The organism is Chlamydia serpentis (assembly GCF_900239945.1).
Classification (GTDB): domain Bacteria; phylum Chlamydiota; class Chlamydiia; order Chlamydiales; family Chlamydiaceae; genus Chlamydia; species Chlamydia serpentis.
In genome coordinates, this window is sequence record NZ_LT993738.1 from 192,457 (window position 1) to 210,122 (window position 17,666).

Below are 17,666 nucleotides of genomic sequence, written 5' to 3' on the forward strand. Positions count from 1 at the left end.
ATTAAAAAGTCAATTTTATAGATAAGTGTATCAAAATCCTTGTATAATATTTTGGTTTTTATTAACATTTCTGCCATTTTACTAGCTTTGGTGCCTATGAACCTTCCTAACTGTATTTCTCAAAATACTACAACTATTATGTATCCCTTGAATATCTTTGATCCCAGATTAAGTGATAGCTTAAATGGACTTAGAAAAGGCCCCCCCTTGGAAACAGAAAATGCACTTGCAGAATTCATTGAAAGTCTAAGTCCATCTAGCTTTCCTTTAGAAGAAGTTGCGATTCCTATAGCTCCGGGTTATCACCCCAAATTCTATCTCTGTTTTAAAAACAGAGATGATTTAGGAGTCTACTATGAAATTTTAGATGGTGTGTTTTTAAATACAGTTGCAGCTTGTCTTATAGAGAACTCTCTCTTAATAGATTCTATGAGTGAAGAACTTCTTAGTCAGATCCAGGAAGCTTTATTAAGGAGCTCTGAAACTGGTAGTCGTTATTTTATAGGGCCAGAAAGTCATAAAGATCTGTTAACAGGATTCAATTCTTTTGAACTTGTAAAGAACGTCAGTTTTTTAGGAAGGGCATTAAACCTTGTTACAATAGATCCTGTGAATATTCTTAATAGCTTAGGATCTTATTGTGCTTTAGACTACTCTTTTAATGAGGAGACAGCAGTTCCTAGCTCTGACAGTAGACTAGGGCTGCCCCCAGGAACTAAGTTCCTTCCACAATACAGAGCAGACGTAGCTGTAAGCACTTCTGTTTTCGAAGAAAAAACCTCATTCTCCAACACGTTTTCTACAACAGTAACTGTTAATGTTCCTTATGGTTTAAAGAACACTGAATGTAGCGTTGGATGTTTTAAAGAAAACTCTAAGGAAATTGTAGTAGTGAAGCGACAGATTTTCCCTAGTTATGCTCCAAAACTTCCTGATCTAGTTAAGAAATATAAAAGATCAGCAAAGATTTTAATAAATAAAATAAATTTCGGTAATATTTGGCGTAATCAAGCTAAAAGTCAAATTCTTACTGAAGGAGATGTTCGTTTAGATTTACAAGGACTCGATAGTAGTAAATTTAACTATCAGATTCAAGTAGGAACTCATACCATTTCTTCAGTTTTGATTGATCGACCCATTGCAGATATCAAGATTTCTTCTGAACAAACCTATGCTATTCGGAAGATTAAATCAGGTTTTCAGCAGAGTTTAGATGACTGTCATATTTATCAAGTAAGTTTTAAGTCTACTGTACTAGATGGTTTAGGTGATCCTTCATTCTTAGGGAGCTCATCAGAGGAAGACGACGATCCTATGGATGAGGTTGATGGAGAAGAAGCTTCTAAAGAAGCTGCATTTTCAGCTAGTTTTTCCTATGAATTTGTACGTTCAAACACCCGAGAGTCTAAAAATACGGTCACACACTCAAAAGCTACCCGTACTTTATACACTTTAAAGCAGGATTGCTCTTACGATCCAAGTAAACTTAAACTGGACGATGAATTCCGTTATTGGGTAGAAAAAAAACTCGATGTGAATAATCCTGATTCTTTAGATGCCTTCATTAAAGAAGTTGGAACACACTACACAACTTCTGTAACTTATGGTGGTGTAGGTTTCCAAGTATTAAAGATGTCCTATCTCCAAGTAGAAGAATTACAGAGAGAGAAAATTACTGTAACAGCTGCTGCTGCTAGCTCTTTATTAAAGAGTAAGACATCTAATGAAACAGAGAAAGGTTATTCTTCTTATCAGTCTGAATCATCATCACAAACAGTATTTTTAGGTGGAACGGTATTACCCGATCTTCAACAGGATCGATTAGATTTCAAAGATTGGTCGGATAGTGTGTTCAATGAACCTATTCCTCTGGAGATTAGTGTCTCTCCAATCACAGATCTTCTTACCCCACAGTTTTTCCCTTCTCAAGATGTTCAGGTTTTAGCAAAGAAGAAATCAGCTCTTGGTAAAGTCATTTTTAATTATTTGGAGAGTCATAAACCTAAAGAGGATCCCAAACCAAGTATTATTACCTCAGGATTTAATTCGTCATCCTCAACGTTTACTCTTATGGCGTCGCATAATCCTAAAGCAGTTACTTTGCCTTATATAGATTACTGGTCTTACGTTCCCTATCTTTTCCCAACTCTTAAAGAAACTTCACATGCCCGACCTTTAACATTTTATTTGCGGTTGGAGAATATGTTTGAGCAACAAAATCTTGTGCACAACACGTCATATATTTTAGCTTCTTTATTAGTAAGAACAGGATATTGGGGAAGTTCGTATGTAGAATATGATGCACTATCATTTTATGGTTCTTGGCCTCAGGCATATTTTGACTGGCCTGGATATCAAGACAGATGTACTTGGACTTTAGAAAAACTGAATACAACTGGAGATCTTTTTATTCGTTCCGGAGATGAAATACGTTTGAAGCACAATGCATCTGGAGAATATCTTGCGACTACTAGTATGGCTGATGGTTATCATACGTTAACTCGAACTAAGAATTCCAGTGATGCTGTCTTTATAATTAAGACATAAGTATAGATCGTTATTTTTGACATCTCCTGGCTTTAGTGTAAAGTTTTAGGGAGATGTCAATACTGCTATTAGTTTCCACAACTTATTAAGATATCCTTCCTAAACTTATATTTTAATATAAGTAGGAATATTTTTAAAATGCCTCTCTAAGGTTGAGGAGCGAACTGTTTATAGCTTTCATGAATACATAATATAGAGATCCCATTTGCTAAAAATGTACTTCGAAGGTAGTCTTCAGAGAAAGAATCACCAAAAGTATTCTTAAACTCTGGAGAAGAAACACTCTCCCAAACTAAAGAATAATACCCCTTGATGGGAAAAACATCTTTTGAACAAACGCTCTCATCTGCAATCCAAGCATAGGCTATTCCACAAGGACTTCCTTCAGGATAGGAGCAGATTTCAACAGGATATAGACTATAGATTCCTTCTCGCTTTCTAGCTGTTACAAAGTCTTCTTCAGTCATTTCTAGGCCTATAGCATTACACCGTCGTCCAGGAGCTTTAACTAGATTAAGAACTGCTCGATTTTCCGGACCATCTTGAGAAGTTCTCCGACGACTTCCATTTTTTAAGTATAATCCTGTATCGATATTAAAGGAGCGTTCATATCCGTTTATCCAGATGGGGTAAGGACGATATATTTTTAATGTAAGGGCTGCCGATTTTGGATGCATTAGACTCCCATAAGTAGATACAGGAATATAGGAAGTTACAATTTTAAGATTTTTATGAATTTCTCTCCAAATTCTACGCGACTCTTCATCGATCTTAGCTATAATCTCTGGATCGTTGTGTTCTTGAGAAAATATCTGTGCTGCACGAAATGCTGAAGGGTAGTGAGGCAGTTGCGAAATATTTCTATTGCCATTCACAAAGAACCCTTTGGTATTTGATGTATTCTCCTTAGTAAAAGAGTACTTTTGTTTACATGACGAAAGAGAACACAGGCTAAATCCTAGAAACACAGTAAAACAAGTAAGATAGGCTAGTGAGTTCATATGTCCCTAATTGATAGAAAAAAACAAATTTTTACTTTCTCAAACTGCAGTTAAAGAGATTTTCTAGATTCTTTGCCACCAATCATTGCTTCTCTGTAGAAGATGACACAAGATTTATGGGGTTATTCAACTTTAATATTGTTTAGAAATCATCAAGAAATATTTCAAAGAAGGAAAACTAATCCAACTATATAAAGCCTCTTATATTTTTAAGTTTTATTGTTCAATAGGAAGTCTCTTTTTTAATTTTTATAATGAAAAAATTTAGTCTAAATAAATCCAAACTTCTCTCTTCTGATTCTCATAACCCCTAATAATGCCGAAGGTAATTAGTTGGTTTAGAATGCTCTCTCCTAAACAAGGTTTGTTGTATTCTGGTTCTGACGTGTCTGCGTTATGAAAAAGTTCGCCGGCAATTGTTTTGGCATCTATAGTTATGCCGCCAAATTTTTGAACCACTGTACAATGACGTCCTGTTTTAGGATCTTGGGTAATCTTGCGTTTAGCTAAAAATGCTAAGTATTCTTGTACTAACTCTAATTTTTGTTCGTATAAGAGGTGGTGTTTTCCCTTAATATGAATAGAAGCGGATAAATTTAAGGTATGACTCAATTGAGGAGAAATTAAAGACCACATGAATTTCCAGTCTTTCCTTAGAGACCTTGGTAATTTCATTATTAATCCTTTTAAAAAACTTGGAGGTACTGCTTTTAAAATTTTTCGTATTGATGCGGCCTGCTGCTTTTGCTTTTCATCGAAACTTTGATTATGGAAAAATCCGATAGATTGTACTACACAAGAATAATTGCTAGTCGTTTCACTATTTACATTTAATACCATTTTCTTTTGGCCTGGAACTATTCCAGAACGCCCTGATTTGATAGCAAAATACAGGTATTTATCAATACAATCGTTGATTATTGCAAGACGACGTTTTGAATTAATATTAGTAAAAGGGTCCTCCGAGTTTTCTAAACGTGTAGGATTTCTGAGGAAGTCTTCAGTTAGTGGTTGTAAGTTTGTTCTTTCAAGATCTAATTTGGAAACGAGTAGGCCAGATTTTAGGTTGAGTCCAATGACTTTAGGAACTTCAAATTTTTGAATTTTATGTGCTGCAAGAAGATTTCTTGCATGGGTTCTACGTACCATAGCCTCTACAAGAATATTGTCCAAAACTTTTGATGTACCGTTGACTTCATTAAATTTAGAAGCTACAAAAGTAAAACTAACAGTTGGGTAATTCTCTATACTAAAAGTAAATACTATATGATTATTTTCCGGATATATGTCTAGTATACGGATGCCTTTATCTTTTAAGATCCGGTTGGCTTCTGTAGCATTTTCTTTTGCCTGATCAAAGTATATCTCTCTTACGATCTTTTGTGATTTTATAACATTCGGTGGGTAACTTTCAGAGGCTATAGTATTTTGAATAAAGATAGTTTTATAATTGAGGTTTAATATTTTATGTAAAATATATCGTAGAGCTAGAACAATAAGAACCACAGGAAAGAAAATCCAAGATATTATCTTCAGAATTTTTTCTTTTGTACTTAGTGCTCTTCCAGGACGTCTAACGCAATACAGCTCTTTAGAAAGATCGTCTCTAGCCAGGACATCTGTAGTTATCTCTCCCCAATAAAAATAAGAGTCAAGCCTTACGACAGCTTTCTCTAAACAGGTTGGTTTTTCATGATGAGAGTTTAAAGAATAATAACTATTATTAAAAAGTTTCATAAACAATTATTAAAAATAAAAAATTTTAAACAATTTTTCATTTTTAATAAATAATTTTTGTTCTTTTTTGAATAACTTTTTATAATTTGACTATTATTTTTTTTAACAAGAATCCTAATTATTGATTCTTAAAAAAATTTTTTATTAAGATACGTCTGATCTGATTTTAATAAGTTCGGGAAAAGAAGGGGGTTTGGATTGTTTAAAATTCTTTAAAAAAGGAGTTTCCCTGTGCTAAAAAGTTATCTATATAATTAATGTCATAATTGGACTCTAAAAACTTCGGATTATCCAACATAAATTGGTGGAATGGTATCGTAGACTGTACCCCACCAATATGGAACTCTTTTAAAGCACGCTTCATTATAGCTATGGCCTCTTCACGATTTCTTCCTTTGGTAATGACCTTTGCTATCATAGAATCATAATAAGGAGGAATTGCGTAGCCACTATAGCAGGCTCCGTCTACACGAACTGCAGGACCTGCAGGAGGAAGATAGTAATCTAAACGACCTGGCGATGGAGTAAAATTATTGGTGGGATCTTCTGCATTAATGCGGCATTGGATAATATGTCCAGAAAAGAATATATTCTTTTGTTTCCATGGTAACTTGTTGCCCATAGCAACGTAAATTTGCTCTTTTACAAGATCTATACCCGTTACTTCTTCAGTAATTGTATGTTCTACCTGTATCCGGGTATTCATCTCCATAAAATAGAATTTTTTATCTTTATCTAAAAGAAATTCTACAGTTCCTACAGAAAAATAACCCGCGCTTTTTGCTAAATCTACAGCGACTTTCCCTACTTTAGCGCGAAGCTCTGCATTTAAAATTGGACTAGGAGTCTCTTCAATTAATTTTTGACGTCGCCGTTGAATCGTACAATCTCTCTCCCCTAAATGGACGTAGTTCCCGTGTGTATCCCCAATGATCTGGACTTCTAAATGCCTTGGACTTTCTATAAATTTTTCGATATACACATTAGGGTTATTAAAACCAGCTTCTGCCTCTGCTCGTGCCGCAGAAAAAGCTCTATAAAATTCGTCTTTTTCTTTGACAATACGGATTCCACGTCCTCCCCCTCCAGCAACAGCTTTAATTACAATAGGAAAACCAATTTTTTCAGCTATTTTTATACCCTCGCTTTCGTCTTCAATAATCCCCTCAGAGCCTGGAATTACAGGGCACTTGATCTTTTTTGCAAGAGACTTTGCTGCTATCTTGTCTCCCATCATAGCAATCGACTCGGAACTAGGGCCTATGAAGGTTAAGCCACAACTTTCACATATGGAAGCAAAATTTGCATTTTCACTTAAAAAACCATAGCCAGGATGAACAGCATCAGCTCCTGTAATTTCACAAGCAGCTAAGATATTAGATATCTTTAGATATGATTTTGCTGCTTGAGGCTCTCCAATACAAACAGCCTCGTCAGCAAGAAGTACATGAAGAGCTTCTTGATCTGCTAAAGAATATACTGCAACTGTCGATAATCCTAAGTCATGACAGGCACGTATAATTCTAACGGCAATCTCTCCTCTATTGGCAATTAAGATTTTTTTCATTACTCATCTTTAGCTATGCGAAACAACTTAGAACCAAATTGTACGGGATCCCCATTAGTAATCAATACCTCAAGAACACGTCCATTCATTCCAGCCTTTACTTCATTCATTACTTTCATAGCTTCAACAATACAGACAATAGTATCTTGAGAAACTATGTCTCCAGGTTTCACAAAGGGAGGAGAATCTGGAGAAGGAGAACCATAAAAAGTTCCCACTAGAGGAGAACTTATAAATTCTCCAGGGGTTGTTTCCGTGATTTTTGAATTTTCTTGAGACGCCTCTTTAATTGTATCCTTTTTTGGATCCATTGGGATAGGACGCTCTTGTGAGAATCCGCTAAATAATCTGCTGTCATAAAATACAGGATCTTGTCTATTTCGCTCCCCAGTATCTCTTTCCAACTCCAATTCAAGCCCTTCACGTTTTATAACAAAACGCTTCATACCATTGCGTCCCATAGCAATCATAAGCTTTTCTATCTGTTTTAAATCCATACCAAGTCTTCTTTAATTGAAATTAGACGCGTTGAATATATTCACAAGTTCGCGTATCTATTTTTATAACATCACCAATCTCTACAAAAGGCGGGACCATAATTTCTATTCCTGTTTCTAGTAAGGCTTTTTTAATTCCTCCTGAAAGAGAAACCGAGTCTCCAGGAAAATCTGTTTTCGATACCATTAGCTCTAGAAAGTGCGGCAATTCTACAGAGAATACTACATTATCATAGACCATTGCAGAGACAGTAACACCTGCCTTTAAAAATAAAAAATTATCTTTCATGATTTCTTTTGGAATGTACAACTTTTCATAATTTCCTAAATCTAAAAAAAGATAGTTTTCATCTTCAAGATATAAGTATTCTAAAGTCCGAATCTCAAATTGTGCTTCTTTTACCTCTTGGGTTGCTTTGAAATTTCTTTCAACAACGACATCAGAATCAGCAGCCTGCAAAGCAACTTTTATAAAAGATTCCCCCTTCTGTCCTGCAACTTTAGCAACAGAAGTTACTTTATAAAGACCATCCTTTGTGGAAATAAACATTCCTATGGATAATTGGCTACTTAACACCATAATTTTCTCCTCGGAGCAACGAAATTTTATCTTTCATTGCCAATGAATCTGCTTCAAACAAATAAGAAGCTGTTACTAAAATATCAGCTCCCGCCTTGCGGCATAACGGTGCGGAGTTCAGATCTATGCCTCCATCTACCTCTATTAAACAAGATTTCTCTAAACCTAGAGTTTTTCTCATCTGACGTGCAAAAACAATTTTTTCCACGGTTTTTTCTAAAAAATTTTGTCCTGTAAATCCTGGGTAAACCGACATTAATAAAACCACATCACAAAAAGGGAGAAAAGAAGGAAGAAATTCCATTGAAGTATCGGGAGAAAAAGCTAGACCGGCTTGAACCCCACACTTTTTTATGTAAACTAAAAGATCCTTAATATCTTCTGAAGCTTCGAAATGAATTATAATTCTATTCGCACCAGCACGAACAAAACTCTCTATGAAATCAAACGGAGTGTAAATCATAGCATGAACTTCTAAAAATAAATCAGTGGATCTATTAATTGCATCAATAATCCCAGGACCAAAAGTAAGATTAGGAACAAAATGACCATCCATAATATCTATATGAATGAAATCAGCTCCAGCTTCTGCTATCTTTTTTGCTTCTGCACCTAAACAAGCAAGATCTGCGCCCATAATTGAAGGGCCAACTAATATGCGTTCGTGTTTTTTCACCTCAGCGAATCTCAACTTCTTCTATCTTCCATTCTTAATGCATTTAGAGAATACTAGCAATGGATCATAACCATAATACAGAAGTAATATATTTCAAAGAACCATTGAATGTTTCTTACTTAAAAATCCTTCTTATAGGAGGTCTCTAGACTAATCTTTTTATTTGCCTGATATGCTAGCTCAAATAGAGCCTAGTTTTGTTCTAAGATTAGAAGTATATTGGAAAAACCTTGTCTAGTTGTTTGATTTAGAGTGTTTGAAGAGATGTTTTGTATATAAATATATTGATTTTTTAGATCGACAATAACAATACTTGTTGCCGTGTTAAATCACTAACAACGGGGTTTTTATGTCACTTATCACAAACGCTGCAACTGGTGTGGAAGCTAGTTCCAAATTGGATCTTTCAGAAACAGGAAAAACTCTTGCTTCTCCCAAACCCAGCTTCCTTGAGAAGATTATTACTATAGCCAAGTATGTGATTTACGCCATTGTAGCTGTAACAGGGGTCCTGGGGACAGTTCTCGGCCTATGTGGGTTGTTGAATCCTGGGATAGGGATAGCTATTCTTGTTGTTTTTATTATTTCTGTGGCAATTTTAGGTTTGATTCTTAGGGACTCGATAACTGGAGATGCAGCAAAAAGACTCCGAGGACAAATAAATAGATTGGCAGATGAGAATCATCAACTAGGAACATTGCGTATAGAACTTACATCTGAAGTAGAGAAACTAAAAGCAGCTAATAATAATTTGACAGCTGGAATTACAATTTTCCAAGAAGAAAATATTAAATTGCAAACAAGTGTAGGCACTCTAGAAAAACAAGTTGAAAACCTATTAAAAGAAATACGAGGATTGTCTGAGCTTAAGGATATTGTTGAGAAGAATTCTACAGACTGTGAAACAATATTGGAGAAAATTACTGAACTCCAAGAAACTTTTAAAACAATCTCTCCAACTGCAACAACAGAATTGATGGAGCAAATAAAATTATTACTTAGCGGCGAGTATGTAGCTGTATTACATTCGCAGGTTAAAGCTCTGGAAACCAATATTTTATCGTTAGAGGAGGCCAATAAGCATCTTGCAGGGACTAAAAGAGGTCTAGAAGGTTGTCTAAATGCTCTGTACGGTGAAATAAAGGACCTACAAAAACAAACTGCAGCATTAAAAGAGGTTGAGCAAGCACTCACAGCAAAAATTGTAAGAATGCAAGAAGAAGAGTTTAAATTACAAAAGCAGAAAGAGGCAATCGAAGGAATGATAGATAAAGCAAACGATGCTTATCTACTGATACACAAACTGCTAGCATCAGGAAGTGGTGGTACATCAGGAAGTGATGGTACATCAGGAAGTGATGGTACATCAGGAAGTGGTGGTACATCAGGAAGTGGTGGTACATCAGGAAGTGGTGGTACATCAGGAAGTGGTGGTACATCAGGAAGTGGTGGTACATCAGGAAGTGGTGGTACATCAGGAAGTGGTGGTACATCAGGAAGTGATGGTACATCAGGAAGTGGTGGTACGCAATAGGTGTTCCATTTTTGCAGCAATAAGAGATAGAGTTTTACCTTTGTCTCTTATTTTTCTAGAGATAAACCATAAACCCATCTCTAACTTCAAAAGCAACCTTATAAAACCTGGTTTAGTTTTATTGCGATAATTAAAGTAGATTGCAACAAATTTTGTTCCGTCATATGCTTGCTCTATTAAGCTAGGGTTTGTTTTCCTGAAAACTAACATAAATCTATATCTACATGTCTTCAAAACCTAAATTTCTTCCTAAAAGAAAAAAAAGTCTTCTGGATCCAAAAGAAACTTCTTGGGACCCTATAGCATCAAGTTATAATAAGCTTGTTCAAGATAAGGGTCACTACTATCACAAAGCAACTATCCTTCCAGCGCTCCTTCCTTTGCTTAACTTAAATTCTAAAAGTTCTTTATTGGATATTGGTTGTGGTCAAGGATTTTTAGAAAGAGCTATTCCTAAGAGGTGTCGTTATTTAGGATTAGATATCTCCCCTACTTTGATTGCTATAGCTAAGAAGATGCGTTCAGCACGGCCTCATCAATTTAAAGTAGCTGATCTTACTAAACCCTTGGAATTCTCAGAATTAGAACTGTTTTCTCACGCAGTAGCGATTCTTTCCCTTCAAAATATCGAATTTCCTAATGAAGCTATACAAAATACAGCAACTCTTCTTCAACCTCTTGGCCAATTTTTCATAGTTTTAAACCATCCTTGTTTTCGTGTCCCGAGATCATCGTCATGGCACTATGATGAAAATAAACAAATTATTTCTCGTCACGTAGAGCGCTACCTCTCCCCTATGAAAGTTCCTATAGTGGCTCATCCTGGACAAAAAGATTCTCCCTCAACGCTTTCCTTCCATTTCCCCCTAAGTTATTGGGCGAAGGAGTTATCTTCCCACGGCTTTTTAATTCAAAATCTTGAAGAATGGACCTCCTCAAGACTCTCGACAGGAAAGCGAGCTAAGGCAGAAAACCTTTGTCGCAAAGAATTTCCATTATTTCTAATGATTTCAACAACTAAAATGAAATAAAATAAATTTTAATAATCTATCAATTTTTTATTATTTAAAGGTATTTTTTATTAGAATAAATAAAAAACACAAGATTCTTTCATTATGCTTCGAAAACTTTTCCAGTTTTCTAAAAAAAAAACAAATCAGAAGCAACGCCTTCGAAGCAACGGACTTGTGCAAGCCCTTATCCAATCAATAAAGGTTTTATTAAATAATGAAGCCTCCAAAGAAGCCTGCGTTTTAAGCTATTATGGGTTGCTTACCTGTATTCCTATTTTAGTCTTTTTCTTAAGGCTTTCCCAACACTTATTTACAAATTTGAACTGGAAAGAATGGTTAATTATCAAGTTTCCAGATTATAAAAAGCCAATCTCCGCCATTATCGAAGCTGCATATCATGCTACTGAACATAACATAGGGCTAGTGCTTGTAGGAAGTTTCTTTGTTTTTTGCTGGGCAGGTATTTTAATGCTCTTATCTCTAGAAGACGGATTAAATAAAATCTTTCGTACTAGCTGTACTCCAATATCTTTAAGGAGATTAGTTGCTTATTTTATCATTACTCTAATCAGTCCTATGATTTTTATTATTGTCTGTGGAGCTTGGATTTATATCACACAGATCATGCCTATCCAATACGCTAAGTTATTTTCTCTCAGTCATTCAATGTCAGCGTTATATTTCATGTCAAAGCTTACCCCCTATTTTTTAATCTATCTGGCTCTGTTTTGCTGTTACGCTTTTCTTCCGCGTGTTGCAGTTCAAAAAACAGCAGCTATTATTTCTACATTAATCATAGGCTCGATGTGGATAATCTTTCAAAAAGCCTTCTTCAGCCTTCAAGTTTCTCTGTTTAACTATAGTTTCACTTATGGAGCCCTTGTTGCTCTTCCTTCATTTCTTCTACTTCTCTATCTCTATGCTATCATCTATTTGTTTGGAGGATCTCTGACTTTTATTATCCAAAATCGTGGGTGTACTTTTTTATTTCTAGGAAATAAAATCTTGCCTAGCTGTTATCTACAGTTAATTACATCGACTTATATTCTTGCTTTAGTCACACGCCAGTTTAATGAAGAGCTTCCGGCTTTAACCGCGCAATTCATTGCTAAGCAATCAAAGGTTCCTATTGGAGAGGTCTCGCAATGTCTAGACATACTAGAGAAAGAAGGATTTATCTTTCCTCACAATAACGGTTACCAACCTGTTTTTAATTTCTCAGAATTTACAATTCAAGATATTGCAGATCGACTCTTACACCGTGAGATTTTTACAAAATTTAATCCCAATATGGGAATCACTTTTATAGAAAGTAATTTCCAAAAGATGTTTAACCAGGTTTCTAAAAATAAAGACAACCTAACCCTTACCGAGATTGCTAGGCGACTTAAATGAAACAAAGATCATGGTTTAAAGTTTCAGGAATCTATTTAGGGACTAGTATCTTCTTGATATTCTTGCTATTCCTACCTAAACTACTTTCAACAGGATCTGGAAAATATCTCCTATTTTCACTTATTCATAAAGAATCAGGTCTTTCTTGTTCTGCTCAAGAACTTCATATTTCCTGGTTTGGGCCACAAACTGCAAAAAAAATAAAGCTTATCGGTGAAGCTGATAATGAAGTTTTTTCTGCAGAAAAGCTTCAACTCGATGGATCTCTATTACGTCTTTTAATCTATAAAAAGCCTATAGGGATTACTTTATCAGGATGGTCCCTAAAAATTAATGAACCAGCCTCGATAGATCATCCCTCTGTGAGTCATTTAGATCCTGGATCTTTACTTAGTTATTTAAATACTTCTAAAATTCTTTGTGAGCATGGTTCGATTAATATGAAGACGGTCTCGGGATCTTGGCTGTCGGTATCGGGTTTTTACTTAGAAAGGTCAACAAAGAAGTTCATGACTAAGTGTGTCGTAAGCGAAGATCAGCAGTCTGGAACTATCTTTATAGAGAGTATATTTTCTCCTACAAGTATCTCTGCACAATTTTCTTCTGTGCCTATTGCTTTCTTTAAAATTTTTATAGCATCTCCATTTTGGGATCATCTCTTGTCTTATGAAGATATAGTAAACTTATCAGCAGAGGCAGCGCATACTAATGATGGTAAGATATCTATGACAGCTTCTTGTCAAGGAAATCAAATCCAATGCAAACTTCAAGGTCATGTATATAAATCGGTATTCTATATTATAGAAGGAAGCTCTTCGTTCATAGAGCTTAAACCTGAATTGGCATCTGCTCTCTGTAACCTCATGATTCCATTGTCGACACCAATCAGTAGCAAGCAAATTCATGCTACTGTGTCACATGCAAAAATTCCTTTAGATATAAGTAAATGGAAACAGATTGAAATTACTTCTCAAGCGCAGCTTCCTCAGATTTCAATATACCCAGAAGATCCTAACCTAGCTTTACAACTGCGTGACACTCAACTAGGTATTAAAAAGACTGAAAAATTCTCAGATATTCGCTATGCCTCGTCGACAGTTTTAGGTGGTGCTGCTCCTTCTCATCTTAATGGTTTAATACGGATAGACAGTAAAAAGAAGCTTACTAAATTTCGTCTACAGCAAGCACAACTTCCCCATACCTATTTAAGAGCTATTTTCCCTAAGCCTTTTATTATAAATACTCCCCTAGATGTTCCCTACTACTCATTAAACATAGAAGGAACATATAAAAATGCCCATTTAGATGCAGACGTTATTCTGGATAATCCGTTACTAAAATTAACTTGTTCAGCATCTGGCGCGTGGAAGAATTTTCTCTTTAAAGGAGAGGGAACGTATCACTTTAATAAAAAATGGCAAAAAATACTTTCTCCTCATTTTTCTTCCGCTGAAGCTACATTCTCGGGAAGAGCACAAATTACAGAAATGAATCTATTTTTTCCCAAATTTTCTGGTAAAATTACCGCAGGAGAAAATGAATTTTTCATTCATGCAAAATTTGGATCCCCTCGTGAACCTATAAAGCCTGAAACCACATCTATTCTAGTTCACGGACATTTTTCGTCACTTCCGCTGAGCCTTATCTCCAATCATTTTTCTCCCTTTCAACTGAAAGACTTGAACTTTTCCTTCCATACGGATGGAGCAAAGTTTATAACTAAGGGAAATTTGCAAGCTCTTATTGATAATCCAGATTACCCAAATCTAAATCACACACGTATTTTAGTTCCTGAAATTCTTATTACTCCTGAAGAATTTTCTTCTCCCTCTTTGGAAGACCTGACAGTCCAATGCTCTGGAGAGATCTTTTCTCTACCTTTGGACTCAATTACAAAGATCTATGGGAAAAAAGTTCTGCTTTCTCCTTACTTTGGCTCATCCGGAGATATCAAATTTGAGTTAAATTATAACCCTAAAGATCTAGAACAACTCAAGTTAAATTCAAACTTTAAATCAGACGCTCTCTTAGCAGAACTGAATTTGATCATGGATTCCTCTATGAAGTTATCCTCTGGAAGCCAAGGGATTCTTCAATGGGAGGTAACTCCTGAACGTTATGCAAGTTTCTTTAAAAATGCATCGTGCTTGCCTACATGCCTGCTTCATAGAACTGCAAGCTTACGTCTAGATGTATCGAAACTCTCATGTCCAGATCAAACAAAGGGCCTTTCTTGCCTAACACTTTTGGTTGCAGGAGGACTTGAAGGCTCTCTAGCTACAACACCATTAATTTTCTATGATAATGTGTCTAAAGAGACTTTTATTATTAATGACTTTCAAGGTTCTTTACAAGCCGATAATTTAGATTCTAAAATAGAATACAAGCTCAACGGCTCCTGTCTAGCCCCTAGGCAGGACTCAAAGGCTCCTGCAGAATTTTCTTTAGAAGGAAGAGTGAACCACTTATTCTCTCCAGAATCAAGGCAGTTTAAACAAACTGCACACTGGATTCACATTCCTTCTTCCTTTATTGCTGGAATTATGCCAATGTCACTAGGATTGAAAGCTCAAATATGTTCTCTTGCTGGCCCTAGAATTAACGTATCCATTAAGAATGAGCTTGACATTGGTGAAGGATCAATTGACATTATGGTAGATTCTGAGAACCTTCAAGCTCAAATTCCACTAATCTTAAAAGAACAATCAATTTTACTTAGAGATAATCTCAAAGCTCATCTTAATATCAATGAAGATGTAAACAAAGCATTTTTACAAGAGTTTAATCCACTCATGGCAGGAGGAGCCTATTCTCAACATCCAGTGACTTTAGAGATCAATAAACAAAATTTCTATCTTCCTATACGTCCCTACTCTTTTGAAGAATTCCGAATACAATCAGCAACTTTGGATATAGGTAAAGTCTCGATAGCAAATACAGGAACTATGTACGCTCTTTTCCGATTTCTAGATATTACTGAGAATAAACAATTTGTAGAATCTTGGTTTACTCCTATTTTTTTTTCTGTGCAAAAAGGTTCTATCAACTGTAAGCGCTTCGACGCTCTTATTGACGGTCGAATACGCCTTGCTCTATGGGGAAAAACTGATATTGCTAATGATCGTCTTTTCATGACTTTAGGCATTGATCCGGAAGTTATTAAGAAGTATTTTCATAACACTTCTTTAAAAACTAAAGACTTCTTCCTTATCAAAATTCGAGGATCCATTTTGTCTCCTGAAGTCGACTGGTCCTCAGCTTACGCTAGAATTGCTCTACTAAAAAGTTATAGTCTTGGAAATCCTTTTAGTAGTCTTGCTGATAAACTGTTCTCTTCTCTTGGTGATTCTACGCCTCCACCCACAGTGCATCCTTTCCCATGGGAAAAAAATAATCCTAATTCTATAGAAAACAAACTTTCTGGAAAGTAGTGCTGTGGGCTGCTGATCACTTCTACTAAAAGAATCGATTCTAAATATGTCTGAAAAGCTTAACATTTAGATTTTTAAGAAATATAAATGTATGTATAATGCATGTAATATTTACATCGATTCTAAATATAGTAGGGGTTTTTTACATCTCTAGATAGGGGTTTTTTACATCTCTAGATAGGGGTTTTTTACATCTCTAGATAGGGGTTTTTTACATCTCTAGATAGGGGTTTTTTACATCTCTAGATAGGGGTTTTTTACATCTCTAGATAGGGGTTTTTTACATCTCTAGATAGGGGTTTTTTACATCTCTAGATAGGGGTTTTTTACATCTCTAGATAGGGGTTTTTTACATCTCTAGATAGGGGTTTTTTACCATCTCTAGATAGGGGTTTTTTACATCTCTAGATAGGGGTTTTTTACATCTCTAGATAGGGGTTTTTTACATCTCTAGATAGGGGTTTTTTACATCTCTAGATAGGGGTTTTTTATGGCAAATTCATGCGCTTACGCAAAATGTTATTCTAGTTGGCAAGCTTCTCTTATGAGGAGTTTAGACTCTTATTTCGCTTGCTCTACTAGGGTGAGACAAAGAATTGTTCTGGTAGATCCTAATGGCCTTGCTTTCGTTAAAGAAGAAAAATTTAAGATTTCTACATTAGAAAAAATCTTAAAGATTATGTCCTTTATTATCTTCTTCCCTCTTGTCATAGTTGCCCTAGCCATACGCAATTTCTTACATAAAAAATTGGATAGATTTTCTATCAAATGCCTTTATCTACCAACAGAAATGACTAGAGAAGAAGAGCTTATCTTTGCTGCCAATCCTCAATTAGTTAAAGAAGCTGTCTTAACTGCAGTTCCTTTATTTTATTATACTCCGAAGAAATATCAGCTTATAAAATTCGAAGCTCTTGAAGGACAGGCTCCTAAAATTACTTTCTCTATAAATATAGAGTTGCTCTTAGAAGACTTGGATCTGCAATCTCTTAATTGGCCAACAAAGTATCTATACGATGACTTAGACTTTACAGGTCATCCAGAGGAGGAGGCCCTAATTAATAAGATTCGTGCAATTGAAGGAAAAGATAGCGAGGAGATGAGTCTAGAAAGCAAAAAACTCTTGGTGCTACATTTCCTAGAATGTATCTGCACCCAGCACCCCACTCTTAACGAAGAAGATGAAGGTACTGTACATATACGGTTGCCTTTTACATATCATGAACATGGATATAAGACACCCATTAATGTATGTAGATACAAGAAAACCATATGGTATAAGATCTTCTTTTGGCAGACGGGCTCTGCTTTCAGAAACTCACCTGGATCACTCGTGTATGATAGACTTGTAAAGTTAGGGGTGTTTACGGCAAATAATTATTGTTCACTCGTTCGTACTCAATATATATCCGCTAGTGCACCATTCCGTGCCCTGTTTGAGGCTGACCCAATATCTATGTTAAAATTAGCAGGTTTTCTTTTCTAAAATTAAATATCCTAACAACTACTTGGAATTTTAATTATATATTCCGATTTCAATTAAAGTCAGGGACTGTATTTTTTTTCCTTGCAATAAGGCATCTTATAGTCCCTAGAAAATAACTACTAGAAAATTAAGAGTTGGACAGAAGTTTGTTGTCTAGAAGACTTTTAAATCTTCAGAGTTCTAGTAAAGGAAGTCTCTAGGC

The 17,666-nt window shown here is 35.5% G+C and carries 12 protein-coding genes; 6 read left to right on the forward strand and 6 right to left on the reverse strand.

The features are described from left to right. Positions 1-96: 96 nt before the first annotated feature. Positions 97-2,547 (forward strand): MAC/perforin domain-containing protein, encoded by a 2,451-nt coding sequence (locus C834KP_RS00750; protein WP_108897112.1) that lies wholly within the window; start codon positions 97-99, stop codon positions 2,545-2,547. 146 nt (positions 2,548-2,693) lie between these two features. Here C834KP_RS00750 and C834KP_RS00755 read toward each other — a convergent pair whose 3' ends face one another. From C834KP_RS00755 to rpe, 6 genes are all read right to left on the reverse strand, one after another. Further along, the gene (locus C834KP_RS00755) at positions 2,694-3,548 is read right to left on the reverse strand and encodes a gamma-glutamylcyclotransferase family protein (RefSeq protein WP_108896316.1); all 855 of its coding nucleotides are present in this window, start codon (positions 3,546-3,548) and stop codon (positions 2,694-2,696) included. Between the two features lie 264 nt (positions 3,549-3,812). After that, entirely contained in the window at positions 3,813-5,285 is a 1,473-nt protein-coding gene (locus C834KP_RS05360) for a DUF648 domain-containing protein (protein ID WP_231911694.1), read from the reverse strand. A 202-nt stretch (positions 5,286-5,487) separates the two neighbouring features. Next, positions 5,488-6,852 carry an acetyl-CoA carboxylase biotin carboxylase subunit gene (gene accC, locus C834KP_RS00770; RefSeq protein WP_108896317.1) on the reverse strand — a complete coding sequence of 455 codons (1,365 nt, stop codon included), beginning with the start codon at positions 6,850-6,852 and terminating at the stop codon, positions 5,488-5,490. Further along, on the reverse strand, positions 6,852-7,349 hold the full coding sequence (gene accB, locus C834KP_RS00775; RefSeq protein ID WP_108896318.1) for an acetyl-CoA carboxylase biotin carboxyl carrier protein: 498 nt from the start codon (positions 7,347-7,349) through the stop codon (positions 6,852-6,854). Before accB ends, accC begins: the two co-directional genes overlap by 1 nt. Before the next feature lie 22 nt (positions 7,350-7,371). Beyond that, on the reverse strand, positions 7,372-7,929 hold the full coding sequence (locus C834KP_RS00780) for an elongation factor P (RefSeq protein WP_108896319.1): 558 nt from the start codon (positions 7,927-7,929) through the stop codon (positions 7,372-7,374). Then, entirely contained in the window at positions 7,916-8,605 is a 690-nt protein-coding gene (rpe, locus tag C834KP_RS00785) for a ribulose-phosphate 3-epimerase (RefSeq protein ID WP_108896320.1), read from the reverse strand. Before rpe ends, C834KP_RS00780 begins: the two co-directional genes overlap by 14 nt. A 349-nt stretch (positions 8,606-8,954) precedes the next feature. Here rpe and C834KP_RS05330 point away from each other — a divergent pair, with 349 nt between their 5' ends. The 5 genes from C834KP_RS05330 to C834KP_RS00815 all read left to right on the forward strand — a co-directional run bounded on the left by C834KP_RS05330 (position 8,955) and on the right by C834KP_RS00815 (position 17,464). Further along, a complete protein-coding gene (locus C834KP_RS05330) occupies positions 8,955-10,139 on the forward strand; it encodes an IncA family protein (RefSeq protein ID WP_108896321.1) in 1,185 nt (394 codons plus the stop codon). Between the two features lie 224 nt (positions 10,140-10,363). After that, on the forward strand, positions 10,364-11,170 hold the full coding sequence (locus C834KP_RS00800; protein ID WP_108896323.1) for a class I SAM-dependent methyltransferase: 807 nt from the start codon (positions 10,364-10,366) through the stop codon (positions 11,168-11,170). 84 nt (positions 11,171-11,254) lie between these two features. Then, positions 11,255-12,547: a YihY/virulence factor BrkB family protein gene (locus C834KP_RS00805; RefSeq protein WP_108896324.1), complete on the forward strand. Its 1,293-nt coding sequence runs from the start codon at positions 11,255-11,257 to the stop codon at positions 12,545-12,547. Next, the gene (locus tag C834KP_RS00810) at positions 12,544-15,978 is read left to right on the forward strand and encodes a hypothetical protein (protein WP_108896325.1); all 3,435 of its coding nucleotides are present in this window, start codon (positions 12,544-12,546) and stop codon (positions 15,976-15,978) included. Before C834KP_RS00805 ends, C834KP_RS00810 begins: the two co-directional genes overlap by 4 nt. 490 nt (positions 15,979-16,468) lie before the next feature. After that, positions 16,469-17,464, forward strand: coding sequence for a DUF648 domain-containing protein (locus C834KP_RS00815; protein WP_108896326.1), 996 nt, complete (start codon positions 16,469-16,471; stop codon positions 17,462-17,464). Positions 17,465-17,666: the final 202 nt, after the last annotated feature.